Annotated in this window: 23 protein-coding genes and 3 tRNA genes; 12 read left to right on the top strand and 14 right to left on the bottom strand. The window is 41.9% G+C overall.

Annotation, left to right across the window (positions count from 1 at the left end):
- Window positions 1-54: 54 nt before the first annotated feature.
- From A7P54_RS15025 to A7P54_RS15010, 4 genes are all read left to right on the top strand, one after another.
- Window positions 55-498 (top strand): tripartite tricarboxylate transporter TctB family protein, encoded by a 444-nt coding sequence (locus A7P54_RS15025; protein ID WP_171550043.1) that lies wholly within the window; start codon window positions 55-57, stop codon window positions 496-498.
- 14 nt (window positions 499-512) lie between these two features.
- Window positions 513-2,012, top strand: a complete 1,500-nt coding sequence (locus tag A7P54_RS15020; RefSeq protein ID WP_171550042.1) for a tripartite tricarboxylate transporter permease — start codon at window positions 513-515, stop codon at window positions 2,010-2,012.
- Between the two features lie 82 nt (window positions 2,013-2,094).
- Complete coding sequence (locus tag A7P54_RS15015; RefSeq protein ID WP_171550041.1) at window positions 2,095-3,129, top strand: AbrB family transcriptional regulator; 1,035 nt, start codon at window positions 2,095-2,097, stop codon at window positions 3,127-3,129.
- Between the two features lie 35 nt (window positions 3,130-3,164).
- Window positions 3,165-3,830 (top strand): hypothetical protein, encoded by a 666-nt coding sequence (locus A7P54_RS15010; RefSeq protein ID WP_171550040.1) that lies wholly within the window; start codon window positions 3,165-3,167, stop codon window positions 3,828-3,830.
- Between the two features lie 47 nt (window positions 3,831-3,877).
- Here the strand turns inward: A7P54_RS15010 and A7P54_RS15005 are convergent.
- The 3 genes from A7P54_RS15005 to A7P54_RS14995 form a co-directional block, all read right to left on the bottom strand.
- Window positions 3,878-3,954 (bottom strand) — tRNA-Arg (locus A7P54_RS15005).
- A gap of 46 nt (window positions 3,955-4,000) precedes the next feature.
- Window positions 4,001-4,077: transfer RNA gene (locus A7P54_RS15000), tRNA-Arg, on the bottom strand.
- Window positions 4,078-4,088: 11 nt separating this feature from the next.
- Window positions 4,089-4,178: transfer RNA gene (locus tag A7P54_RS14995), tRNA-Ser, on the bottom strand.
- A gap of 260 nt (window positions 4,179-4,438) precedes the next feature.
- Between A7P54_RS14995 and rnr the strand changes: the two genes are divergently transcribed.
- The 5 genes from rnr to A7P54_RS14970 all read left to right on the top strand — a co-directional run bounded on the left by rnr (window position 4,439) and on the right by A7P54_RS14970 (window position 10,619).
- Complete coding sequence (gene rnr / locus A7P54_RS14990) at window positions 4,439-6,874, top strand: ribonuclease R (protein WP_171550039.1); 2,436 nt, start codon at window positions 4,439-4,441, stop codon at window positions 6,872-6,874.
- Window positions 6,875-6,919: 45 nt separating this feature from the next.
- Window positions 6,920-7,777, top strand: coding sequence for a VanW family protein (locus tag A7P54_RS14985; protein WP_171550038.1), 858 nt, complete (start codon window positions 6,920-6,922; stop codon window positions 7,775-7,777).
- Window positions 7,778-7,868: 91 nt separating this feature from the next.
- Window positions 7,869-9,908, top strand: coding sequence for a M3 family metallopeptidase (locus A7P54_RS14980; protein WP_171550037.1), 2,040 nt, complete (start codon window positions 7,869-7,871; stop codon window positions 9,906-9,908).
- A 38-nt stretch (window positions 9,909-9,946) separates the two neighbouring features.
- Window positions 9,947-10,153 carry a YheV family putative metal-binding protein gene (locus tag A7P54_RS14975; protein WP_004657752.1) on the top strand — a complete coding sequence of 69 codons (207 nt, stop codon included), beginning with the start codon at window positions 9,947-9,949 and terminating at the stop codon, window positions 10,151-10,153.
- 10 nt (window positions 10,154-10,163) lie between these two features.
- Window positions 10,164-10,619, top strand: coding sequence for a hypothetical protein (locus A7P54_RS14970; RefSeq protein ID WP_081400777.1), 456 nt, complete (start codon window positions 10,164-10,166; stop codon window positions 10,617-10,619).
- Between the two features lie 49 nt (window positions 10,620-10,668).
- Here the strand turns inward: A7P54_RS14970 and A7P54_RS14965 are convergent, their stop codons facing one another.
- Window positions 10,669-11,583, bottom strand: coding sequence for an EamA family transporter (locus A7P54_RS14965; RefSeq protein ID WP_004804150.1), 915 nt, complete (start codon window positions 11,581-11,583; stop codon window positions 10,669-10,671).
- A 117-nt stretch (window positions 11,584-11,700) separates the two neighbouring features.
- Between A7P54_RS14965 and A7P54_RS14960 the strand changes: the two genes are divergently transcribed.
- Together A7P54_RS14960 and A7P54_RS14955 are read left to right on the top strand one after the other, a co-directional pair.
- The gene (locus A7P54_RS14960) at window positions 11,701-12,480 is read left to right on the top strand and encodes a helix-turn-helix transcriptional regulator (RefSeq protein WP_171550036.1); all 780 of its coding nucleotides are present in this window, start codon (window positions 11,701-11,703) and stop codon (window positions 12,478-12,480) included.
- A gap of 91 nt (window positions 12,481-12,571) precedes the next feature.
- On the top strand, window positions 12,572-13,459 hold the full coding sequence (locus A7P54_RS14955; protein WP_171550035.1) for a DMT family transporter: 888 nt from the start codon (window positions 12,572-12,574) through the stop codon (window positions 13,457-13,459).
- Window positions 13,460-13,461: 2 nt separating this feature from the next.
- Here A7P54_RS14955 and A7P54_RS14950 read toward each other — a convergent pair whose 3' ends face one another.
- The 8 genes from A7P54_RS14950 to A7P54_RS14915 form a co-directional block, all read right to left on the bottom strand.
- On the bottom strand, window positions 13,462-13,770 hold the full coding sequence (locus A7P54_RS14950) for a hypothetical protein (RefSeq protein ID WP_171550034.1): 309 nt from the start codon (window positions 13,768-13,770) through the stop codon (window positions 13,462-13,464).
- 65 nt (window positions 13,771-13,835) lie between these two features.
- Window positions 13,836-16,040 (bottom strand): TRAP transporter large permease subunit, encoded by a 2,205-nt coding sequence (locus tag A7P54_RS14945; RefSeq protein ID WP_004804146.1) that lies wholly within the window; start codon window positions 16,038-16,040, stop codon window positions 13,836-13,838.
- Window positions 16,041-16,541: 501 nt separating this feature from the next.
- Window positions 16,542-18,752, bottom strand: a complete 2,211-nt coding sequence (locus tag A7P54_RS14940) for a TRAP transporter large permease subunit (RefSeq protein WP_171550033.1) — start codon at window positions 18,750-18,752, stop codon at window positions 16,542-16,544.
- Window positions 18,753-18,896: 144 nt separating this feature from the next.
- Window positions 18,897-19,475 carry a rhombosortase gene (rrtA, locus tag A7P54_RS14935; protein ID WP_004804143.1) on the bottom strand — a complete coding sequence of 193 codons (579 nt, stop codon included), beginning with the start codon at window positions 19,473-19,475 and terminating at the stop codon, window positions 18,897-18,899.
- 76 nt (window positions 19,476-19,551) lie between these two features.
- Entirely contained in the window at window positions 19,552-20,667 is a 1,116-nt protein-coding gene (locus tag A7P54_RS14930; protein ID WP_004804142.1) for a hypothetical protein, read from the bottom strand.
- A 359-nt stretch (window positions 20,668-21,026) separates the two neighbouring features.
- Complete coding sequence (locus tag A7P54_RS14925; RefSeq protein ID WP_004804140.1) at window positions 21,027-21,227, bottom strand: hypothetical protein; 201 nt, start codon at window positions 21,225-21,227, stop codon at window positions 21,027-21,029.
- Window positions 21,228-21,434: 207 nt separating this feature from the next.
- On the bottom strand, window positions 21,435-21,824 hold the full coding sequence (locus tag A7P54_RS14920) for a hypothetical protein (RefSeq protein ID WP_171550032.1): 390 nt from the start codon (window positions 21,822-21,824) through the stop codon (window positions 21,435-21,437).
- Window positions 21,817-22,074, bottom strand: coding sequence for a succinate dehydrogenase assembly factor 2 (locus A7P54_RS14915; RefSeq protein ID WP_004804137.1), 258 nt, complete (start codon window positions 22,072-22,074; stop codon window positions 21,817-21,819). The genes A7P54_RS14920 and A7P54_RS14915 overlap by 8 nt, the downstream gene beginning before the upstream one ends.
- A gap of 187 nt (window positions 22,075-22,261) precedes the next feature.
- On the opposite strand from A7P54_RS14915, the gene A7P54_RS14910 reads away from it, so the two are divergent.
- Entirely contained in the window at window positions 22,262-23,434 is a 1,173-nt protein-coding gene (locus tag A7P54_RS14910) for an acyl-CoA dehydrogenase family protein (RefSeq protein ID WP_171550031.1), read from the top strand.
- A 49-nt stretch (window positions 23,435-23,483) separates the two neighbouring features.
- Here the strand turns inward: A7P54_RS14910 and A7P54_RS14905 are convergent, their stop codons facing one another.
- Both A7P54_RS14905 and A7P54_RS14900 read right to left on the bottom strand, forming a co-directional pair.
- Window positions 23,484-23,984 (bottom strand): DUF2059 domain-containing protein, encoded by a 501-nt coding sequence (locus tag A7P54_RS14905; protein WP_004804133.1) that lies wholly within the window; start codon window positions 23,982-23,984, stop codon window positions 23,484-23,486.
- Window positions 23,985-24,112: 128 nt separating this feature from the next.
- Window positions 24,113-25,603 carry an NAD(P)/FAD-dependent oxidoreductase gene (locus A7P54_RS14900; RefSeq protein ID WP_004804131.1) on the bottom strand — a complete coding sequence of 497 codons (1,491 nt, stop codon included), beginning with the start codon at window positions 25,601-25,603 and terminating at the stop codon, window positions 24,113-24,115.
- Between the last annotated feature and the right edge of the window lie 209 nt (window positions 25,604-25,812).

The raw sequence follows: 25,812 nt of genomic DNA, 5'->3' as shown, positions 1-25,812 counted from the left end.
GCAACAAGATCGGATCGAAATACGCCTAAATCTGAATGCAAAAAGGAATATTTTATGTCCGTGGAAAGGATTTTTGCAGGGACTTTAGGCTTCGTCAGCCTTGGTCTTCTATATTTAGCTTGGAGCTATGTCGCCCCAATCGCTTATGACCCACTAGGTCCGAGACCCTATCCTGTCCTACTCTTAATACTTTTAATTTTATCTTGTCTTTATCTGACCTTTAGGCCTCAAAAACTAACTGAGCAGATTGATCTCGGCTATACCGCCGCTGTGCTAAAGAAAATCGGTGTCATGATGTTATTGATGCTGATGTATGCCCTGACGTTTGAATGGTTAGGCTTTCCAATTGCAACTGCATTGATGTTCTTCACTGTCGGCATGCTGTTTGGAGGAAGTCCAAAGGCCTCCGCCATCTCAGGCCTTGTTTTTGGCTGCCTATTTTACGGTTTATTTGATTACATCTTGGATGTGCCATTACCACTCGGATTTTTGAGTTAATCAAGGAAGAATAAATGGATGTTTTTGAATATTTAATCTATGGTTTCCAAGTCGCACTGACACCACAAAACCTATTGATCGCGCTGATCGGCGCATTTATTGGAACCATTGTGGGTTTATTGCCAGGACTGGGGCCAATTAACGGCGTAGCCTTGCTTCTCCCTTTTGCTTATGCCCTTGGCTTACCACCTGAAAGTGCACTGATTCTTCTTGCGGCTGTCTATTTAGGTTGTGAGTTTGGTGGACGAATTTCTGCAATTCTGATTAATGTGCCTGGAGATGCCGCGGCCATCATGTCGACCATTGATGGCTATCCACTCGCTAAACAAGGCAAAGCAGGGATTGCACTTTCGCTTTCAGCCATGAGTTCATTCATTGGTAGCATGATTGCCATTTTCGGTATTATTTTATTTGCTCCTCTTTTAGCCAAATGGGCCATCGTGTTTGGTCCAGCAGAATATTTCGTACTAATGGTTTTTGCCTTGACTTGCTTAAGCGGACTTGTCAGTGATCAGCCGATTAAAACAGCTGTTTCCGCCTTAATCGGCTTACTCTTGGCCACGGTTGGTGTAGATGCTGTTACTGGCGTGTACCGCTTTACTTTTGATTCAGTTAGTCTCAGTGATGGTATTCAATTTACCACGATCGTGATCGGCTTTTTTAGTATCAGTGAAATCCTGATCATGCTCGAAAAAACCAGTATTGGGCAGAAAGCCTTAGGTCAAGGCAAGCGTAGTCTATTTAATCTCAAAGAGTTTAGTTTCACCCTCGGCTCAACCATTCGCAGTTCATTCCTGGGCTTCATTGTTGGCATTTTACCTGGAGCTGGCGCAACCATTGCCAGTGCCATGGCATATACCAGCGAACGTAAACTTGCAGGCAAAGACAGTAAATTTGGTGATGGTGACTTACGTGGTATTGCCGCCCCTGAAGCTGCAAACAATGCATCTGCCTGTGGTTCATTTATTCCAATGCTAACCTTGGGAGTACCTGGTTCTGGCACAACCGCAGTAATGCTAGGGGCTTTAACCTTATACAACATCACGCCTGGGCCACAACTATTTACCGAACAGCCAACGATTGTGTGGGGCTTGATTGCCTCGCTCTTCATTGCCAGTGTGTTATTGCTGTTTATGAATATTTCACTGGTTCGATACTTTGCCAAGTTGCTCAGTGTTCCCAATTTCATTTTACTTCCTGCCATCGCAGCAGTGAGTTTTGTGGGTGTCTATGCCATTCATAGCACCATGTTCGATCTGATCCTGATGGTTGCACTCGGTGTGTTTGGCTATATTTTACGTAAGCTCAACTTCCCGCTTTCAGCACTTATTCTCGGGTTTGTGCTTGGCGAACTCATGGAATCGAGTTTGCGTCGAGCGCTGTCTATTTCCCAAGGCGAACTCTCTATTCTCTTTGACGGTTACATCACTAAAACACTCTGGATTCTCGCAGGGATCATGATTGTTTTACCACTCATCCGCTGGTTACGCAGTCGCCAGCAAGTGAACTCATAGTCATGCATTCAGCCAATAGCGATCATACATAGCTATTGGCTTCTACCCACGTTCTATTCATCCTTTATCGGTGACTGTGTTCATGATCTACCTCAAATATATTTCGAGTCTAGCCATTGCCTTCATCGGTGCACATCTTGCCGAATGGTTACATCTCCCCCTGCCTTGGCTACTCGGACCTTTATTTATTACGGCCTTACTCAAGATTAATCATGCGCCTATTGAATGTCATCACAGCGCACGCAATATTGGCTTGTCCATTTTAGGGCTAACCCTCGGCCTCTACTTTACCCCACAAATGATCCAGCTCATTGCAAGCCAATGGCATATCTTATTGTTGGGTCTTCTGTTTGCCCTCGGTTTAGGTGGTGTAGGTTCTGTCATCTTATATCGCTGGGGCAAGGTAGACTTTAAAACAGCCTGGTTTGCTTCGGCTATTGGTGGCGCAAATGAGATGTCGAATTTAGCCGAACACTATCAGGCGCGTGTCGATAAAGTCGCATCTGCTCATACCTTACGCGTATTAATGGTGGTGGTCAGCATTCCCTTTTTTTATCAATTTATGGGATGGCACGGTATTGATCATAGCATCATGAGTCGCCATAGTGATGTTGATGGTTACGGCCTTGTACTGTTAGCCTTTTTAGCTTACGTAGCCAGTCGTATTTTTCAATACTACAAACTCCCCAATCTCTGGACCTTTGGTGCATTATTGGTTGCAATTTTACTTACAATGCAAGATATTCACCTCTCGGCAATACCGACACCAATCTTGCATTTAGGCCAAGTGTTACTGGGTTGGTCACTAGGAAATAAATTTAAGCCTGACTTTTTCAAGACTGCACCTCATTATTTAACTGTTGTGGCTTTAAGTAATCTAAGTACGCTGTTACTGACCGCCTTGCTCGCCTATGGCATCAGCTTCTGGACCGACATTCCTTTGCCCACACTCGGTTTAGGCCTTTCCCCAGGAGGTGTAGCCGAAATGGCATTAACCGCCAATGTATTACAGCTTGGTGTGCCAATAGTAACAGCATTTCATGTAGTCCGTATGGTGGGCGTACTCGGGACGGTGGGTTATCTTTATCGCTTATTTGAGCACAAAACAGAAAGGTAAAATCTAGCTCAAATAGCTAAAACACAAGGAAACAAATGCAAAGAACTATTTTCGAAAGCAATACCGAAGAAGACAGCATTACAGACCACTTTAAATATGCCTACCTCTGTTTTCTTTTTTCTTTCATCATTTTATTGATTTTTAGCTCGGCACATCAAACCGCCTTACACCAAGCCGATCTTGCCCGAAACCACACATGGCAAGTCTCAAGCCAACACATCGACTCGAGCAACGAAGCTTACATCCGTCGTGAACGAGTGGGCGCGTCACTCATCCTTCCGACGAGCAACAATAACACTTTGATCATGCAGTGTGATGTCAGATTAATGAAGCTATGCCAACAAGAGCTTAAACAGCCCACACAGGCAATTCAAACCATCTATTATTATCAAACCCTACCGATACAAAACAACCCGCCCGAATATCAACTCAAAGCCATTGACTATCTGGATCTAAAAGGAGGTTTAATTCATCTAAATTACAATAAAATAGCACCCAATGATCCAATTGCAATGCAAAAGCACAACTGGAAGCTGTGGATCATCACATTCATTGGCGCTTGGCTATGTCTATTGATTGCTTTTATGATTTCTACTTTATTAAAGATATTTTCCAAAAAAATAAAAGTTACGCTGATTGCTTTACTTGGTCTGTATTATATTTCAACCCTTTATGAAAGCTTGATGATTTATACCTCCTAAAACTCAGGCACAAAAAAACCGCAATTAAGCGGTTTCTTTTATTAAGTTGGTGCGCTCAGAGAGATTCGAACTCCCGACCCCTTAGTTCGTAGCCAAGTGCTCTATCCAGCTGAGCTATGAGCGCATTACTTATGTGCCTATTTAGGCGTGTGTTACTTTAAATCTTTACTTGGTGCGCTCAGAGAGATTCGAACTCCCGACCCCTTAGTTCGTAGCCAAGTGCTCTATCCAGCTGAGCTATGAGCGCTTTAAGTAAAGTGGCGGTGAGAGAGGGATTCGAACCCTCGGTACAGTTACCCGTACGCATCCTTAGCAGGGATGTGGTTTCAGCCACTCACCCATCTCACCGTAACACGAGCGCAATAATACAAACTAAAACCACATTACACAAGGGATGTTCCTGTTTTTTTCTGCTTTTTAAGTTCAATCAAATGTTTTTTAATCAATTTCCACATTTTTTCAGCATTTTTTGGTTCAACGCTTGTTAATATAGCGTTCTCTCCTTTATTCAGATCGGAGCAATAAACAGAATCTTGCAATCTTTGACGTGCAGTTAGAGTTTGAATGACTTATGCTAAACCGATCTGCCAGATGTGAATTGAAACGATATGACTAAAAATTGGGCCGATCCCGAAGCAAAAGCAGAAGCGCAACGTTACGATAATCCTATTCCTAGCCGAACTCTTATTCTAACTACACTAGAACAATTACAAACTGCACAGTCCCATGCAGAGCTGGTTGACCACTTTAATATCCCAGATCAAAAAAGTATTGATGCATTGAATCACCGTTTAAGTGCCATGGTACGTGATGGGCAACTTATGAAGGATGGTTTTAAATACCAACCTGCAACTGATCTACCAACTCATGAAGCAACGGTCTATATCAATAGTAAAGGTCTAGGTACTGCCAATATTGCAGGTCAGGATGATATCCTTTTACCTGAACGTGAACTTCGCCTAGTTTTTAATGGCGACCGCGTTAAAGTGCGTCAAACCTCAGTTGATCGTAAAGGTAAGCCTTGGGGCTTTATTAGCGAAGTAGTACAACACCGCGTTAAACAAATTATTGGTAAATTGTCTGAACATGAAGGTGAATACTTCATTCAACCAGCCAATCCAAACCAGCATCAACCTATTACTTTAGAAAAAGAATTGATTGAGCATGCCAATGCTAAAGTTGGTGATATGCTCCGTGTTGCAATAGATGACTATCCAACACGCGAAGAGCTGGCGACAGGCCATATCGTTCAATCAATGGCGGATAAAGCAGATACTGAAATCATCATTCCACAAACGATTCTAGAATTTGGTCTGCCTTACGAATTTCCTGAAGCTGTGGTGAAAGAAGCAGAAAGCTTTAAAGAACCATCCGCAAAAGATCTTAAAGGGCGTGTTGATCTACGTGATCTACCATTGGTTACTATTGATGGTGAAGATGCACGTGACTTTGACGATGCCGTATTTGCAGAAAAACGTGCAGGTGGTGGTTATCGTGTTGTGGTTGCGATTGCCGATGTCAGCCACTATGTGCGTTTAGACTCTCCATTAAATGAAGAAGCAGAAGAACGTGGTACATCGGTTTATTTCCCGCACTTTGTATTGCCTATGCTGCCAGAAGCGCTATCAAATGGCTTGTGTTCTTTAAATCCACATGTTGATCGTCTGTGTATGGTCTGTGATTTAAAACTTTCTCGTGCAGGTAAAGTCACAGGATATGAGTTCTACCCTGCGGTGATGCATTCCAAAGCTCGTCTGACTTATACCCAAGTGGGACAATATTTTGAGGGAGCAACCGATGCGATCCCTGAAGATAAGAGCATTCATAAGTCACTTAATACGCTCTTCCAACTTTATCAAACACTAAAAGGCTTACGTGCTGAACGTCATGCAATGGAATTTGAAACCGTTGAAACCTACATGACCTTTGATGAGTTAGGCGGAATCAAGGAAATTTTGCCACGTACACGTAATGATGCGCATAAACTGATTGAAGAATGTATGCTGCTGGCCAATGTTGCTGCAGCAGAATATGCTTTAGAGCATGATATTCCGATGTTGTATCGTGTGCATGAAGCACCAGAGTTTTCACGTATTCAGAAAGTGCGTGACTTTGTGAAATTGCTTGGTTTGCCATTTCCTGAACAGCCAACTCAAGCAGATTATCAAGCCGTCATTGAAGCAACCAAAGATCGTTTAGATGCGCCAAGTATCCACGCGGTGCTATTACGTTCGATGATGCAAGCCTACTATGGTGCGAAGAATGCAGGACACTATGGTTTGGCATATGAAGCCTATACCCACTTCACGTCACCGATTCGTCGTTATCCAGACTTATTATTACACCGTGCAATCAAAGCGTATTTAGACAAAAAAGTGTATCCACTGTCAGGTGCAGCATTAGATGATGCGGGTGAGCATTTCTCCAAGACAGAACGTCGTGCTGATGAAGCATCACGTAGCGTCACCATGTGGTTGAAATGCCACTATATGCAACAGCATATCGGTGATGAGTTTGTCGGGGTTATCAGTGCAGTCACTGAGTTTGGACTATTCGTGACTCTGAAAGACCTCTATGTCGACGGCATGATTCATGTCAGTCAGTTAGGTGATGACTTCTTCATTTATGATCAGGCCAGTCAAAGCTTAGTCGGTCAAAATCGTGGACAATCCTTTAGTCTCGGTGATGAAGTGAAGATTCAAGTTGCGGCTGTGAACTTGGAAGAACGTAAAATTGACTTCCAGTTGGTTCAACAACTTACCCATTTGGGCCGTGTAATTCGTCAGAAAGCACCACGTACTGCGAATCCGTCTAGCTCGAATCGTGCTTCAACAACTGAAGAAGTATTTGGCAAACAGCCCTCTACTCAATCCAAAGTCAGTGAAGATGGTGAAAAGCCTGTACGCAAGAAAAAGGACAAGAACAAACCAAGTTCTTATACCAAAAAGCCTGCAAAAAAAGCTTCGGCCAAGCCTGAAAGCAAAGACAAGGCTAAGAAAAAAGTGAAAAAGAAAAAGTCGAATGCGAAAGCAAAACAAGACTAATTCAGGTGAGGGCAAGTTCAGTCATGAACTTGCCCTCCTTTAAAAATGCAATTCATTCGCCTGTTATTTAAAAAACCAGTCAGCCAATATCACCCTGCCCTCTATTTCATCATGATTTGGATAAGGCGAGGCCTTCGTTATGTACAATGGAAAACAGACCGTCGCCAATACGCTCAAAGTTTTGACCCAACTCCCTTAACGTTTAGAGTAAAGAAACACCAATCTGTCTTAATTCGTAAACTAGGTGACACTGAACAGCATTGGCAGAAAAATAAAGTGATTAATTTAAAAATCGCAAGCGAAAAAATTTCTACCATTTTGATCAAACCGCAAGAAACCTTTTCCTTCTGTCAACTCGTTGGTTTACCAACAATCAAACAAGGTTATGTAGAGGGTATGGAGCTTAGTTTTGGGCAAGCTCGTGGCGGGATTGGGGGAGGAATCTGTCAAATTGCGAATTTAATTCATTGGTTGGTGCTACATAGCCCATTACAAGTCATACAGCGCTCACAGCATTCTTTTGATCCATTTCCAGATCAGGGGCGGATTCTACCTTTTGGAAGTGGCGCTGCTATTTTTTATAACTACATTGATTATCAGTTTTATAATCCAACAGAATATACTTTTCAGATCAACCTTTGGTTTTCCTCAAAATGCCTTGAGGGTGAATTACGTTGTTCACATGATCTCGGCTATATTTATCATGTCTTTGAACAAAAACACCGTTTTATTCAGATCGGAGCCAACTTTTACCGCCAAAATGAAATCTGGCGACATAAAAAAGAAAAATACAAAAGTGGCGAAATCATTGCAACAGAATGTGTGACTAAAAATTTTGCCAAGGTCATGTATGAACCAGCCCATATTGATGCACAGTTTGCATCAATTGAAGAAATGAATTAATCCAATGAGATTTGCATAATCAACCTTGATTTCTCCCCTCCGAAGCCCTACATCTATAACTATGTTTAAAGATGAATATGGCAAAAATACAATGACACTCCAGCAAGCAACACTTCCTGTTCCTCAATTTGATCAAATTCAACTTGCCGATTTAAAACAACAGATCGAACAAACCATTCAAAACGGTCAAAATTTCTTAAATCAACTCAATGAAGTCCCGCAGGGCTCTGAAGCCCAACTGGCAACCTTGGCGGAAGTCGATCAACTTGAAAACAACATGAGCGAGTCATGGGGCATTTTGTCGCATCTCAATGCGGTGATGAACAATGCGGAAACCCGTGAAGTGTATCAAGCCTTGTTACCAAGTTTAAGTGAATACTATACGCAGCTTGGTCAACATACGCCGCTGTACCAAACCTATCAACAGATCCATGATAGTGCTGTATTTCAAACGCTGAACGAAGCACAACAAAGTGCGATTAAACTGGCTTTACGTGACTTTAAACTGTCAGGTGTTGCACTGGAAGGTGAAGCCAAAAAACGTTATGCCGAAATCTCAGCACGTTTATCACAGCTGTCTTCTGACTTCTCTAACCATGTACTTGATGCCACCCAAGCCTACTTCCAGCCGCTAACAGAAGCGCAACTTAAAGGCCTGCCGCAAAGCAGTGTTGAACTGTTAAAACAATACGGACAACAACGAGAGCTTGAGCAAGCCGTTGCCACACTCGACTTCCCTGCTTATTTTGCGATTATGACCTATGCCGATGATCGTGAATTAAGAGAAGAACTATATAAGGCCTATGTCACCCGTGCCTCAGAACAATCTGACCAAACTGAATTTGACAATACCCCAGTGATGGAAGAAATCCTGAGCTTACGTCAGGAAATGGCTCAATTGCTTGGTTTCAACAATTTTGCAGAATATTCCCTTGCCAGCAAAATGGCACCTGATGTTGAAACCGTAAATCAATTCTTGGTTGATCTGGCAGAGCATGCGCGTACCCCAGCACTGTCTGAAATTGCAGAATTGAAAGCAATTGCACAACAAGAGGGTATTGAAGAACTCAAACCTTGGGATGCAACCTACTATTCTGAAAAATTGAAACAACAACAGTTCAATCTTTCTCAAGAAGCATTAAAACCGTATTTCCCTGCACCGAAAGTGGTTCAAGGTTTATTCCAGATCGTACAACGTCTTTATGGTATTCAGATCATCGAACGCCAAGCGCCTGTGTGGCAAAATGATGTACGCTATTTCGAAATTGAAGACCAAGGCCAAGTGGTCGGTGGTTTCTACTTCGATTTATATGCCCGTAATGGCAAACGCGGTGGCGCATGGATGAGCGGTTTCCGTTCTCGTGTGCAAACCGCCGAGGGTCTACAAAAACCAATTTGCTACATGGTCTGTAACTTTACCCCACCGATTGGCGATCAACCTGCGTTACTGACTCATGATGAAGTGATTACTTTGTTCCATGAATTTGGTCATGGCTTACATCATATGCTCACCGAAGTGGATAACATCTCGGTTGCAGGGACTCACGGCGTGGCGTGGGATGCAGTGGAATTACCAAGTCAGTTTATGGAATTCTGGGCATGGGACAATGAAAGTTTAGATGTACTCAGCGAGCACACTGAAACCAAACAGACTTTACCGCAAGAATTACTATCCGCGCTGTTGAATGCACGTTTCTTCCAATCAGGCATGCAAACCTTGCGTCAGATTGAGTTTGCGTTATTTGACCTGACTATTCACCGCCAAGCACCAGCCTTAAACAGTCAGCAAATTCAGGCCACGCTAGACGATATCCGCGATAAATTTGCCGTGGTTCCCGCTGTACCCTATAACCGCTTCCAACACAGCTTCAGTCACATTTTTGCAGGTGGTTATGCCGCAGGTTATTACTCGTATAAATGGGCAGAAGTTTTAGCCAGTGATGCATTTGACCGTTTCGAAAGCGAAGGTATTTTTAATACCGAGACTGGAAAAGAGTTTAGAAAGTTTATTCTAGCAGTTGGCGGAAAAGATACGGCGCTTGATGCGTTTCGCAATTTCCGAAAAAGAGAACCAAAAATAGATGCATTATTACGTCATCAAGGTTGGACGAACACTGATAAAACCGCTTAAACTACGTCATTATTGTTCACAGGGTGTAATTAACTGACATGAAAAGACAGTTCATCGCGGGCGCAAAATGCCCGAAATGCGGGGCCTTAGATCGTGTCGTTAAGATCATCACTGTGGATGACGAGTGGATTGAATGTATCGAATGTGCTTATAGTGAAAAACGCCCAACCCATGTGGAACAAGCGCAACCCGCTGAGCCAGATGAAATTGGGGTGATACAATTCAAACCTCGTCATTTTGACTAGAAGGTTAAAAGTGATGTCCACATACCAAACAGAAAATTCCAAATTATTATGGATGATAATTGGTGGAATTAGTATTGTCGTGGTGCTGTTCCTTGCGGTCCAATGGTTCTTAGCTCAAAAAGATCAGCAAGCCACAACATCCGCACCGACTCAGCCTGTGGCTGAAAAAACCGTTGCCCCAGTAGCAACTGAAGCAACCGCAACCGTTGATGAAGTAACAACGGCGAGCAGTGATGTCGCTGCACCGATCCAATTGGTTGAAGAATCGATTGTAAAAGCGCCACTCCCTGTAAATGACAGTTTGGCAAAAGAAGAAATTGCCAAACTGGATGATATTCATCAACAACTGCAAGACCAGCAACATGATTTGAAACAGCAGAATAGCGATGTGGATACTTTGCTCAAGCTCAAAGAAGATCAAATCAAACTTTTAGAAGCCCAGATTGCAGCTCAAAATCATTCTTAAACTTTAAAAAGCTTTAACCTCGGTTAAAGCTTTTTTATTGCCAGCATCTTTAATCCAGAACCTGTTTGGACGCTGATCTTAGTTGAATTGGTTTCTGAAGGGTTTGAGCAATCAAAATCCCCAGCAAGGTTAAACCACCGCCAATATAATGGAACATCTGTAAATGTTCTCCCAGCAAAGCCACCGCAATCAATGCCGTAAATAAGGGCAATAGATTCATAAAAATACTATTTCGATTCGGTCCTAAATGTCTCACCCCCTCTATCCATAAATACGACAACAATACTGAGGAGAAAATACTGGCGTAGACAATCAGTGGAATGGTCTGTTGGTTCAGTTGCATCTGCGAAGCGGGCAAAAATATAAAAAATGGCAATACATAAACAATCGCAAAACTGGATTGCACAAAATTAGATTGCCAGGCAGGGATCGGCATTTTCCAACGTTTCAGTAACACACCATATAAGGCATAGCCTACCGCCGCAATGAGCATCAAACCATCACCCAAATGTACGCCTTGCTTCCAGATATCGGTAATTGAACCATGGCTCAGCAAATACAAGATGCCATAAAAAGATAAAGCACCTCCGAACAACATGCCATAGCTCAGCCGGTCTTTCAGCATCGCACTACTTAAGATCATGGTGAGTAAAGGAATCAAGGCGGTGACAATCGCCATATTGGTGGCTGTGGTGGTGGATGCAGCCTGATAAGACAAGAACTGGAATAGAGACACGGACAGAAAACCACCCAATGCCAACTGTTTCCAATACTGCTTGATGGTGTGTCGATTGTTCCAGACGGGAATCAGCACAAAGGTACTCATCACGGCGAGCGCCAACACCAGACGATAAAACGTAATCGCGACAGGCGAAATGGCATGACTGGCCATTTTAGATACCACGACATTGCCCGCCCAAAATAAAATCGCGAATAAGGGATAAAAATAAGCTTTCTGAAACATAGGCTAGACCTCTACATTGCGGTATCGATCATGCTAAAAAATAATCAACTCATTGTTTCTCGACAATAAGACGATTACTATCGAGAAATAGACAACTTATTTTTGGACATTGCACACATGGGGAAAAACTTTGAACATGGATTTGTAAATTATCCAGTCTATGCATTTTCAGAAAACTACCCCCATGGCCATATTGAGGACTGGCATAGCCATGATCGAATCCAGCTGATTCATACCCTATCAGGTGTGATTCGAGTACAAACCCACGAAGGCATCTGGATTACCCCACCTGGACGTGGCGTATGGATTCCTGCACATAAACCACATGCCTTACTCAGTAGCGGTGATGTCAAAGCCCGAGGGATTTTTATAGAAACCTCAGCACAAACCCATCTGAGTTCCGGATGTCGGGTTGTTGCCATTCCTGCTTTACTACGGGAGCTGATGAGTAGTGCAATGGACATTAAAGCAGCGATCCAGCCCATGAGTCGCGATGAAAGACTGTTGCAATTGATTTTAGACGAAGTTCGGGTATTACCAGCTCTTGCCTTTAATTTGCCAGACCCTCAAAACCCACGCCTACAATCACTCTGTCAGCAAATCAAGAACAACCTTAGTTTCAACTGGAATCTGGAAGATACAGCTGAACAACTGCATATCAGCAGTAAAACGTTGGGACGACATTTTCAAAAAGAGACGGGATTGCATTTCTCCCATTGGGTTCGTCAAGCCAAACTGATGCAAGCCATGATTGATTTGGCCCTGAACAAACCGGTTTTAAATGTGGCCTTGGACTTGGGCTATGACAGCCCCAGTGCCTTTAGTGCCATGTTTAAACGTGAAACCAGCATGACACCGAGTGACTATCTTAAACAATTCTCTGACACATTGAGTTGAGTGCCCTGAGCATAGATTGAGTGAAGAATCTCATTCCTTTCATCCTCACAGCAGCATAAAATAAGCGCAATCTCCCAATACCCGAATCGCTATGGATGCTCAACCCACCAATCGCAACCTGATGATGGCGATTGGTTGCCTTACTCTTTCTGCGCTGCTTTTTTCTGTGATGGGCATTTGTATTCGTTACGCTTCACATACTGTAGATAACTATACCATTGTGTTTTTCCGCAATGTGGTGGGCCTGATCCTGTTTTTACCTTTTATCTTCAAGCAAGGAACCCAGTTTGTAAAAACAGAAAAACTGTGGATGCATACCTGGCGTAGTATTGTTGGGCTTGCTGCCATGTATGGTTTTTTCTATGCCATTGCACATTTAAAACTCTCCAATGCCATGGTGTTTACCTATTCTTCCCCCATTTTTATTCCATTGATTGCTTGGCTGTTTCTTAAAGAAAAAATCACCACGGCGATGCTCTGTGCCGCAGGACTCGGCTTTATTGGAGTGTTCTGTGTGGCTAAGCCTGATCAAGGTTTATTGAACTGGATTTCAATCGTTGGCATCAGTTCGAGTTTATTAGCATCGATGGCCTTTGTCACCGTACGCGCCCTCACCCAAACTGAACCCCCTGAACGGATCGTATTTTATTTCTGCTTGATTGGTTCTTTGCTATCTGTGATTCCAATGTTTTGGGTATGGCGACCTTATCATTTACAGGAATTATTATTTTTGATTGGTGCAGGTGTACTGGCCAATGTCAGCCAGATTTTTATGTCTCATGCCTACCGTCTTGCCCCTGCTGGACAGATTGCACCCGTCAACTATATTGCGATTATTTTTGCAGGACTTTGGGGCTTTTTACTATGGAATGAAGTGCCTGATTTATATAGCTTGATTGGTTTTTGCATTATTCTCTCAGCGATTTTTTTATGTAGTCCATTGATAAAACGATCAAAGTCAAAAAAGTCAGTACTGTAAGCTCAATGCTTTGGATAAGGGTGCAAGTCCAGTACATAATGACCTAGAATTTCCCGTTTTGGCTTATCGACAACGATAACAAGATAGGTGTTATCTAAGGGCACTGGAATATTAAGATGCTGGAATTGCCCGTCCCCGCTTTCATAAATATGTTTCACAGACCATTCCCATGCAGTACAGGAGTGATACAGCTGTTCAATCACAGGATCAGCATAGCCCCATAAATCTACAATTTCCTCCGCACTCTCCGTGACATCTAACATAGGAGGGAAAAAAGTTGCCTGATACTCTGCCTGACTCAATGCTTTCATGGATTCACTCCTTCAATAAAATAATAATAAAAAAGCACCCGTAGGTGCTTTTTTAGTTTCAATTGTTAATGCTTATACCAACCAAACATTTGGAAGATATACGGCGCATAGGTCACCAACACCAACGATGAGAACAAGACGATAATCGGCAATAACCAACGCTCATATCGGAAGTAGAAACTGGTGTATTTCTCTTTCGCTTCCTTATCGGCGGCCGAGACCTCTTCATCCCCGACGGAGAGTCGCGTCAGCAAGTGGTTCAGGGCAACAGGCGGTGTTACATAACCCAATTCGAATGCCACCAATACGATCATCCAGAAGTGAATCGGATGAATACCATTCTCGTAAGCAACCGGTGCAACGGTTGCAGCAACTAAGATCACCGCACCAAATGGATCTGTTGTCATCCCAATAATCGCAAGTAACAACGCAATAAAGGCAAGAGAAATATAGATATTGCCCAAGTGCGCTGGCAATAACTCAACCACTTCCGCACGTTCGATTAAGCCACCGACACTTGCAGACAATGCCATTAATAGAATTAATGCACCGATATGCCCAACTGTTTCTGATGTTGCAAAACGTAATGCTCCACCAAAACCAAAGCTCTTACTACTGTGTGGATCATGCGATTTCAAGAATTCTGATTTTTTCTCATGTTCACGAACCAATGCTTCATGCTTCGCATCCACCACTGGTGCAGGTGCAAGTTTTGAGGCAAATAACTTGTCAAACAAGATCATTGCAATCAACACCAACGGTAAAATCATTGGTGCAGTAAATTCGTTGATTGACGTATCTAAAGCAAGCTTATAGAACATCACCACAGCAAAACCAATGATGATATACGGGATCACAGGCACACATGCACGTAACATCCCTGGTACAGCGATTTTAGGTGAGTTCACACGGAACTTTTCCTCTGCAAGGATCAGAGAAACACCCAGGAAGATGAAGGCCGTTAACCAGAAGACATAGATACCATGATCAAATAATTCAGTCGATGTCACATGACGGCTGTCGAGCATCGAGATCAAGATAACCAATAGACATGGACGAATCACCACACCTAAAGAACCCGACATTGCCGATACAGCTAAGGCATATTGACGACGAGCACCCGAGTTCCAGACTTCTTTATAGATGATTGCACCCGCTGCAATAACGAAAATACCCGAAGCACCTGTGTATGCTGTTGGAATCGCTGCTGCAATCAAGATTAACCAAGTTAAGGTTTCTGGCGCCAAGTTCCACGGACGTAAGATATTTAAGAATAAATCCATCACGCGTGTTTGGGTCAGTAACATACCTGCCCAAATGAACAAGGCCAGATTTAAGAAAATACCTGAGAACTCAACCAAGATACCTAAGTAGATCCCTTGCCCCATTGGATAATCCATGAAGAAGGTAAATACAATCCCTGTTACCAAAGACATAAACGCATACAGAGGAACACTCAGTAGCGCTAAACCAAAGTTACCCTTCGGTTGTGCTGTTTTCGGAATAAAGATGAATTGGAAAATACTGATAATGGTCAGTGACACAAATAGTGCAATCCACAACCAATACAAAACTGCCGTTTTACCCGCAACCTCAACCCCAGAATTCAATACTGAATGGTATTGGCTAATTACCGAATAACTGAGTAAAGCATTACCCGCAACCATCAATGCCGAATAGACACGGAAGTCGATTCTAGTTTTTGGTGCACGTAAACCAATGTGGTGATAACGCAAAGATGCTGTAATTGAAGCAAACAACACCATGATTAATAAAATAACAGTTTGGTTTTCAGAACCTAATTTAAAGATCCCGAAGAAAGTGGTTTCAACTTTACGATAAGTACGAATACTTGGATGCGCTTCCAAGTGCTTCATTGCTTTATCATAGAATTGGTATTTTTCTTCACACTGCTGCTGTGCGGCCAATAAAGACGCACGAACATCAGCTTCAGAAGCCGCACCAAACATACTTGCAAATTCATCGGCAGCATTGACTTTCATCTGCTCTTGAACTTGTGCATCAATGTTTGGATGTCGATCACAAGATGGTTTTTCAGGTTCCGCACGTAAAAACGAATATTGCATCCCTGTTGTTTGATCACCGTAAAGACGCTCCCCCATACGAAGCATCTGACCGTGAATCATTTCGCCTGTACCAATAAGCAACGTCATTAGCAACAAAGCAAGAATAATGAAGGTTGATATCCAATCATTCCAGATATAGCCTAATCGGGCTAATCCAGTCTTATTCTCTTGATCATTTTGCATGTCTATTCCAATTTATTGTTATCAACATCCATCCAAAGATGTTGAATCATGCGCTGTCCTTGGTTGATAGATAAATGAATTTACCCTTTGAATCACCAATCCCTTTTAAACCGCTTAAATTTGCAGCAAACTTTTATAAAAAAGAATGACTGCAATCACTTTTTTGTTGGTTGTTTTTATCAATTTATCTGTTCTCTCGAGCGCTCTCCATTTTTATCACTCTGCTGATTACAAATTTCGCGCCCCAAATTGCCTTTTTACAGCTGCCCTTTAGAAAGATGAATCCGATCTTAAAGCAGGCTACTCCATCTTTTCCGTCTATTTATAGCATAACTGGTTCGATCTCAAAATGTTATTTTAATCACATAATAATCAGCGCTAGTCTAAATTCACCTATAGTTATTGGTTCACTCGATATTCACTACTATAACCAGAGTTCAATAGTATTTACTTCTGCACAAAATAAGCACCCTAAGGTGCTTATTTTTTCTTTAAGCTTCGCTAGCTATACCAGCCAAATAATTTAAAGCTATAAGGGACATAGGCAATGATCAGAATTGCAGGCACCATCACCAGTAACGGTAAAATCCAGCGTTCATAGCGATAGAAAAAGGACAGATGACGAACTTCTGCATCTGCTTCGGCCACTTCTGCATCCCCTATCGATTGTCTCGCCAATAAATGATTCAATGCAACTGGCGGCGTGACATACCCCAGTTCAAAACCAATTAATGCAATCATCCAGAAGTGCACAGGATCAATCCCATACTGATAAGCCACGGGCGCAACGGTTGCAGTAATTAAAATCACTGCCCCAAATGGGTCCATAATCATACCCACAAAAATCATCAGCAGCACGATCAGCGTGATCACCACATAGGTGCTGTTAATATCTTGCGGGAAAGTTTCCATGATATGAATCTGCTCAAGGAAACCACCGACACTCACTGAAAGTGCCATGAGGATCACCAAAGCCCCAATATGTCCAACCGTCTCACTGGTCGATGCATGTAATGCTTTACCGAAAGAAACACGGCGCACAGGATTCCGCGGATCATCTGCAGGGTTGATCGGCGCAGCAGGTTGAGAACCATCCGCAGGAATGATGTAACTGTTCAAAGTACTATCCCAATGCCCAACGGGTGCTAAGGGTGCAGGTTCTTTGCGCAACTTATCAAAAAGCACCATCAATAATAAAATCACTGGCATCATTACAGGTGCAGTAAATTCATTCAGATCTGTGGCCAAAGCATGTTTATAGAACAGCCAGATCAAAATAAAAATCACGATATAAGGTGATACTGGCACAAATGCACGTAACGACTTAGGTAAGGCGATTTTGAGTGGTGCAACTCTAAATTTCTGTTCGGCAAAAAACAGCGCAATCACCAAGAATAAAGTTGAGGTTAACAAGAAGGTGTACATGCCATATTTATATAGCAGGTCAGTGGTCACTTCTTTATTTAATGACGCTACAACCACGATCAATAGACATGGACGAAGCACCACCCCAAGTGAACCTGACAGTGCAGTTGCAGCCAAAGCAAATTGGCGACGTCCACCTGCATTCCAGACTTCTTTATAAATAATTGCACCTGCTGCAATGACGAAAATACCTGACGCGCCAGTGTAGGCGGTCGGCAAGGCCGCAGCAATTAAGATTAACCAGGTTAATGTTTCAGGGGCGAGATTCCAAGGTCGCAGAATATTTAAGAATAAATCCACAATGCGCGTCTGTTTTAACAACATCCCCGCCCAAATAAACAAGGCCAGATTTAAGAAAATATTCGAGAACTCGACCAACTGCCCTAAGTAAATCCCTTGCCCCATTGGATAGGCCATAAAGAAGGTAAAAGCAACTCCCGTGATAATCGCCATATAGGCATAAAGTGGCACGCTTAGGAAGGCTAAACCAACACTCCCCCCTTCTCGGGTTGGCGTAGGCGACTTAATCAACTGATACAGACTAATCAAGGTCAGTACCGCAAATAAAATCATCCATAACCAATAAATCAGCGTCATTTCTGGGCTGATCGGAACACCAGAGTTCATCACAGATCGATATTGACTCATCACCGATGAGGTCAATAAAGCATTTCCAATCAGCATCGCAATGCTATAGATACGGAAATCAATTTTCGTCGCTGGGCTGCGTAAACCGATATGATGGGTCTTTAATGTGGCACTGATGGCCGCAAATACCACCATAATCACCAAAAATAAAGCACGGTTTTCTGTACCAAATTTAAAGATGCCAAAGAAGCTGGTTTCAATCTGACGATAGGTCCGCACACTCGGGTGTGCCTCGATATGCGTCATTGCCTTATCATAAAATTGATATTTTTCATCACATTGCTGCTGTGCTGCCATCAAGGAAGCGCGTACATCTGATTCCGAAGCCACGCCAAACATACTGGCAAATTCATCGGCTGCATTAATCCGCATCTGCTCTTGAACTTGTGCATCGATATTGGGATTTCGGTCACAGGTGGGTTTTTCTGGTTCGGCACGAAGGAATGAATACTGCATTCCAATCGCAGGATCACCATATAAACGTTCGCCCATACGTAATAACTGACCATGGATCATCTCTCCAGTACCAATAATCAGTGTCATGAGTAATAAGAAAAGGATAACAAAGGTTGATATCCACTCGGTCCAAATATAACTCAATAGACCTAATCCAGTTTTTTTCTGTTGATTATGCTGCATATCTATTCCAGTTTATTGTGATCAACACCCCTCCGAAGATGCTGAATCTTGCAATGTACATGGTTGATAGAGAATACATTTATTCCCTGTATAACCAATCCCTCTGTACCCACTGAATTATTATTAAGCGTCTTAATCAAATGATCATGTTGTTGTCGTTTTTATCTTTTTTATCAGTAAATAACCTAAACCACAGAGCAGTCCACCAATCGCACCAATCAAATGTGCTTCGGTCAGGACTGGACTGCCAATTAATTGAGCAGTCCCTGTTTGCCCAAAGGTATTCTCCCAAATCAGTTTTGCCGCAATCAAGGCTAAGACCAAAATTGCAAATTTTCGCTCATTCTTATATTGCAGATACACCACACCGACTGCAGCATAAAGACCATGCAAGACCCCTGAAAGCCCAGCATAAGCATCAATATAAGGTAGGTAGAAATAAAAAATTAAACTAATAAAGGGAGGTAACACGAGCAATAATGCACCTAAATGCCAATTGCGAACATGAGGAAAAATAAAAGGTAAACAGGCAAAAGCCATCATATTCAGTAGAAAGTGAACCCATCCTACATGAACCCAATGCGCAGTCCATAAGCGCCAAAACTCGGTGAGTAAACTTGGACGCCAATAAATAAAATGATCAGCAAAAACTTGTAGACAAGCCGATATGGAAATACATATCGCAATCAAAATAATTTTACTTACCCATATTTGATCTTTCATAGGCTGACCGCCTCCTAAAAAAACAGACCTTTTACAAGTTTAGATAGTTCATCTGTAAAAGGTCGTTTAATTCAGGTTACTCCGCTGGAGTTTCTTGTGCTGGTGCCGCCTGGTCTGATGCTGGTGCAGCTTGATCCTGCGCAGGTGCTGCTTCACCGCCGTCAAACAATGAATCCAACTCAGCTGAGCTTTCTTGTTTGTCATCCCAGAATGAAGTTAAGCCTTCGTCACTGGCTCTTACACCTGTATTTTCAGTCCAATAACGATCTGCGATACCACGAACCATCAAACCGGCCATTTTATCAATCAATCGGAACTGTGGATTTGCTGGTTTATCTTCACCTGTTGCCGCAGCATATGAACGGAAAGCATCGCGTAGCTTGGCATCATCACCACTGGCCTGTGCGGCAACGGCATATAAAGCATGTGCTAAACGAACACCCTTCTTCTCACCAATGGCCATAGACTGCTTCATGGTGGCATACGGTTCAGGCTTACCGTCACCCGCACCTGGTAATAAGGTCCAGATGACTGCACGGGTTGCCATTGGCGCACCCCAGAATTTCTCATTGTCTAAACACGCCATACCGCGTTCAACAATACCTGCAATATCTTTAGGTACATTGATCGCACCACCAGAGTTAATATCGTTGGTCATGGCTTGTAAACCACTCACCATACCAAGTAAATAAACGGTTTGATCTAGATCATTACGCATGGTTGGGCATGAGTCGCCCAACTTATATTTGTATTTAGTTTCCCAACGATTCGCAAACAGCTGATAGCCTGCATATTGACGTTCAGCAGCAATTCCTGCCCAACGTTTCTGTTCAATACGCGCATCTTGTGCTTCTGAAACCTGACCTGCTTTAGACGCACGTAAGTAACGCAACTCTGCTTCTAAAGCTTGATTCTCAGCACAAACGCCCGCTGCGGTATATAACAATACCGCCATGCGGGTTGGGTCAGCACCCATATCTTTGGTTGACATCACGGCAGGGGTTAAAGCATTCCCTGAGTTACACACCATTTCAGCGTCATCCATTGCTAAAATTGGTGGAACAATATGGTTTTCACCAAAACCAAGTGCGACATTCGCACCCGTTTTAATCACATATGAACATCCTGATAGCATTGATGTTGTCAATACAGCAACCGCTACACCTTGTCCAATTTTTTGGAGTTTAGACATACTTCCTGTCCCTCTAATAATTTGTTTTTTCCTTTTAGCTGTACATTATCAGATGCATAACCTGAATTAAAGAGTAATTGCTCTAATTTTAACCTAGACATTTTGACACAAATCACAGAGGAATGAATTGACACTTAAGCGGCTGAACAGAAATTTCAGGCAAAAAAAAGTAGCATTGCGACGGTTCAGCACATGCTACTTATTAACTGGTAAAATCGTGAAACTCTTTATATTTTAGTTTTGTTGAAAATAATCCTTGAGTAACGTTCCAGCTCTTCCTACAACAATCGCCATAACGATTGCAATTACTAGAAACATCCACATTGAAATCTCCATAGAGACCTCCTACACTTACGTATCTACTTTTGATAGATACTAGATTGGCGTTCACCATCGATATTCACGGGAGAGTGATATATTGATGACACTTTCAATCTCTTTCTCTTGGTCACGACAACTTGACGTGATTCAAGAAATTCCCTGAGTAAAGTTCCTGCTCTTCCTACTACAATCGCAAAAATGATTGCGACCACCAGAAACGACCATGTTGGAATTTCCATTTAGGACCTCCACCACCCTTTACGTTGGTGTTTGTACTTTAACGAAAATAAATCGGACTTGATCGCCAGATTGTCTGACAATCATAATTTTCACTATTTTTTAGAGTATTTAATCTAACAATTTAAACAAGACAAACCTTAATTTTAATTAATTTATTGAAATTTATATTTTTATTAATTTTATACAGTTGTAGAATTGTCGAACAATCATCCCAGTTTTGCGCGTAATTTTAGCTTTTTCCATTGCGAATGTGACAATTGATCCCACCAAATAATGCAATTTTTATGCTTTTTCTGAGAAAAATAGAGCGCGATATAAAGTTGCTGATCTAGTATTTTAATGATCTGTCTACGCTGGATCTTTAATTTGGGGTCATAAAATTCGAATGAACATTCTTGATGATCCAAGTATTCAAAACATATAATTTGAGGTCGTTTCAAAAATAAAAACCAAGCAAAGCCCATCATGCCAAAGCACAGTAGCCAAATCCATAAGACAAGTAAGGAATAGGTTAAACTAAGAATGGCAATGAAAATCAAGAGCTGCAATATCATCGCAAAACGACTGCGTTGCAGCTCGAAAACACCATTAGCCATGGACATAGTGTTTTAATTTTAAAATAAAATCTTTTAATTCTGCACGAGGTGGTTCCCCTACCTCCATAAACCAATCCAATAAATCTGGATCTTCTTGATCAACCAACTCGGCAAATAATGCCTTTTCAGCAATATCAGCTGTCAGGTAGTGGTTTTTAACATAAGGATCAAAATACACATCGATTTCTTTTAAACCGCGACGCGCACGATACACAACCTTACGCTCTTCCAGTGTCATTTCATCAGACATTATTGGCTCCGCAATGCAACAATTTTCCCATAGTGTACCCGATCTCCCCAATGAAGTTCTGAGAGATTTTTCTCAAGTGACCAAATACATCAATCAAATTGAGCATTGATCACATTGTTCACTATTTTCAATTTCTTGTATGGTGATGAAGATGATTTAAATCCAACACACTAGGGAAAAATAACAAATGCAATCAGGTGCTATTCGTCCAGTTCCAAACATGCTGCCACGCAAACTGTTTACTTCAGACCACGAAGCATTCCGTGAAACCGTGCGTAAATTCTATGAGAAAGAAGTTGTTCCAAATATTGAAAAATATGAGAAACAACAACATGTAGATCGTGACTTATGGAATAAGGCAGGTGCACTTGGTCTACTCTGTACAACAATGCCTGAACAATACGGTGGTTCAGGTGTCGATCGTCTTTACAGTATGATTCTGATCGAAGAACAAGCCTATGCCATGGATTCAAGTACGGGGTTTTCTTTACATTCAGATATCGTTGCCAACTATATCAATAACTTCGGCAATGAAGAGCAAAAGCAACACTGGTTACCAAAAATGGCAACAGGCGAAGCCGTCACAGCTATTGCGATGACTGAACCTGGTACAGGTTCTGACCTACAAGCAGTTCGCACGACAGCCGTATTAGATGGCGATGAATATGTCATCAATGGTTCTAAAATCTTTATTACCAATGGCTATCTTTGCGACATGGCCATTGTGGTGTGTAAAACAGGCAATAATGAAAAAGGCTCAGCAAACTTATCTTTACTCATTGTAGAAGCGGATCGTGCTGGTTTCAGCAAAGGTAAACCACTGAACAAAATTGGGATGAAAGGCCAAGATACCTGTGAATTGTTCTTTGATAATGTCCGTGTGCCGAAAGAAAATTTACTAGGTATGGAAGGCATGGGCTTTATCATGTTGATGAAAGAGCTCGCTTGGGAACGTATGCTGGTTGCGATTATCTGTCAAGCAGGTGCTGAAGCAGCCTTTGCACATACCGTGCAATACACCAAAGATCGTAAAGCATTCGGCAAAGCAATTAGTACCTTCCAAAATACTCGTTTTAAACTGGCGGAATTGCGTACTGAAATTGATTTCTGTCGCACCTATCTCGATCGCTGTATGGAACTACAGCTTGAAGAAAACTTAGGTGTGGATGCGGCAGCCGCTGCCAAATACAAAATTTCTGACATGTTCTCAAAAGTTGTAGATGACTGCTTACAACTACATGGTGGTTATGGTTATATGCTGGAATATCCAATTGCCCGTGCTTATATCGATAACCGTGCCAATCGTATTTATGCAGGTACCAATGAAATTATGAAAGAACTCATATCCCGCACCCTCTAAATAGCAATATAACAAAGGGATCGTGCTCGATGCACGATCCCTTTGTTATTTATTTTGATTCAGGTTTTTCAGTCGTTTGAACGGGCTGCGGATTCATTCTTGCCATCAGCTGCTTAACTTTTGGATTCTCAATATATTGTTGCATGGTGGTATTCAGTGCAGTACGTGCATTCTGTGTGGTGAAATGTGCGACTTCACTGCCAACATCACTGGCTTTCTTTGCCCAAGCCTTGCCTTCTACAGATTGATAAAAGGTCAATGCAGCTTGTAACTCTTTCTGGCTAAAACTTTCCACATAACGTTGCACGATAAATTGCTTACGCTGTTCACTATTCAGATTTTTGCTCAAATCGGTATAAAAACTTTCGGGTAAGTCTTTTGGCAAACGCATACGAATTTGCTCTAAAATCATTTTATCGGTGTTTTGTAGTCCTTGCTCGGTACCATCAACGGATACCAGTTTTTGCGCAATCGCTTCTTTTTGTTTTACGTCATCGGCAAACACCAATGTACTGAATAATAATGTCCCTAAGATGATGATTTTTTTCATCGTATTATCCCTAATCAAAATTTTCTAATGTGCTCAATATACGCGATATTGATCGAATTTAAAGCCTGATTGCAAATAAAAAAACCCCATGCTTATGCATAGGGTTTTTCAAGAAACTCAATAAATAATTACGACACTAGCTTTGGCTTACGATCGACTTGCTCACCACGTTTATGGAATTGTAGAACGACATCGTTGAATGATGCATCTTTTAATTCTTTACGATCTGCAAGGTAGTTATTGGTGATTTTCCACGGTGCTTTTTTACCTTGTTTTGGCATCACATCTGCTGCACGAGCAATATAACCAGAAGACATTTTACCCATAATGGTATCTTGTTCACGCAATGCTGGATCTGCATGGGCAATGACTTCATCATAGCCATTTTTATCCATATGGTTCAGCAAACGACAGATATAATCCGCAGCAATATCAACTTTCAATGTCCAAGATGCATTGATATAGCCAATGATCATCGCCATATTAGGTACATCACTGACCATCACACCTTGATACAGCATGTGTTGTGAGGTATCCATTGGCTTGCCATCAATTGTACCTTTTACGCCACCCAAGATTTGGATTTCCAAACCTGTCGCTGAAATCACAATATCAGCTTCAAGGTGTTTACCAGACTTCAACTGGATACCATTGGCAGTGAACTTCTCAATTTGATCTGTTTCAACATTTGCCTGACCTTCACGTAACGCCTTGAATAAGTCACCATCTGGCACGACACATAAACGTTGATCCCAAGGGTTATAGCTCGGTGTAAAGTGTTTCATATCTACTTTACCCTTCAACTGTAACTCAATGCCTTTCAACAATAAGCGACGAACAGTTTTCGGATATTTTTGTGCCAATGCATAAATACCACGTTGCATACCAATATTACGTGCACGGGTAAATTTATAAGCGGTTTCCTCAGACATAAATTTACGGGTTTTTTCATAAATAAAGTCAATTGAAGGAATCGTCGCAATATAAGAAGGAGAACGCTGTAACATGGTCACATGCCCTGCACCACCTTTCACCATTGAAGGAACAAGGGTAATTGCGGTTGCACCACTACCAATAATCACCACTTTCTTGCCAGTATAATCTAAGTTTTCAGGCCAGTGCTGAGGGTGGATCAATTGGCCTTTGAAATCTTCTTGTTTCGGGAATTTCGGTGCATAACCTTGATCATAGTTATAGTAGCCCGTACAACCCATCACAAAATTTGCTGACCAAGTTTGCTTTTTCTTGTTGCTGTCTTCAATTTCAACAGCCCATTTTTTCTTTGCAGAATCGTAGTTTGCAGAAAGGACACGATGACCAAAATGAATTTTATCTTTTAACTGATTTTCACTGATCACATCGCTTAAATAGCCCTTGATCTCAGCACCGCTTGCCAATACTTTGTCTTTTGCCCATGGTTTAAAATTAAAACCAAATGTTGACATATCCGAGTCAGAACGAATACCAGGGTAACGGAATAAATCCCAAGTCCCACCGAAGCTATCACGACGTTCTAAGATTTCGAATTTACGTTGTGGACAGTTCTTTGAGAGATGCACAGCTAGCCCAATCCCAGAGATACCTGCACCAATAATTAATACATCAACTTGCTTTTCCATTTTTTTTATACCCTGTATAAACCATGACTTTATTAAAGCACAAATTTGACAATACGCAATGTCAAGTTTGGTCATTCATCGGTTTTTTCATATCACTTCGGGACATTTTTAGAAAAAAGAGCGCTAAAAAATCCTGAGATTTCTGCTTGGATTTCGTTCAGTAGAGGGTTTGCTTTCGTAGATGAATAAAATTATCTGTACTCACTGAA

The sequence above is a fragment of the Acinetobacter sp. Ac_3412 genome (genome assembly GCF_013072675.1).
GTDB classification, from domain to species: domain Bacteria; phylum Pseudomonadota; class Gammaproteobacteria; order Pseudomonadales; family Moraxellaceae; genus Acinetobacter; species Acinetobacter higginsii.
The sequence above is the reverse complement of the archived record's forward strand: the minus strand, read 5'-3'. Positions and strand labels throughout refer to the sequence as shown.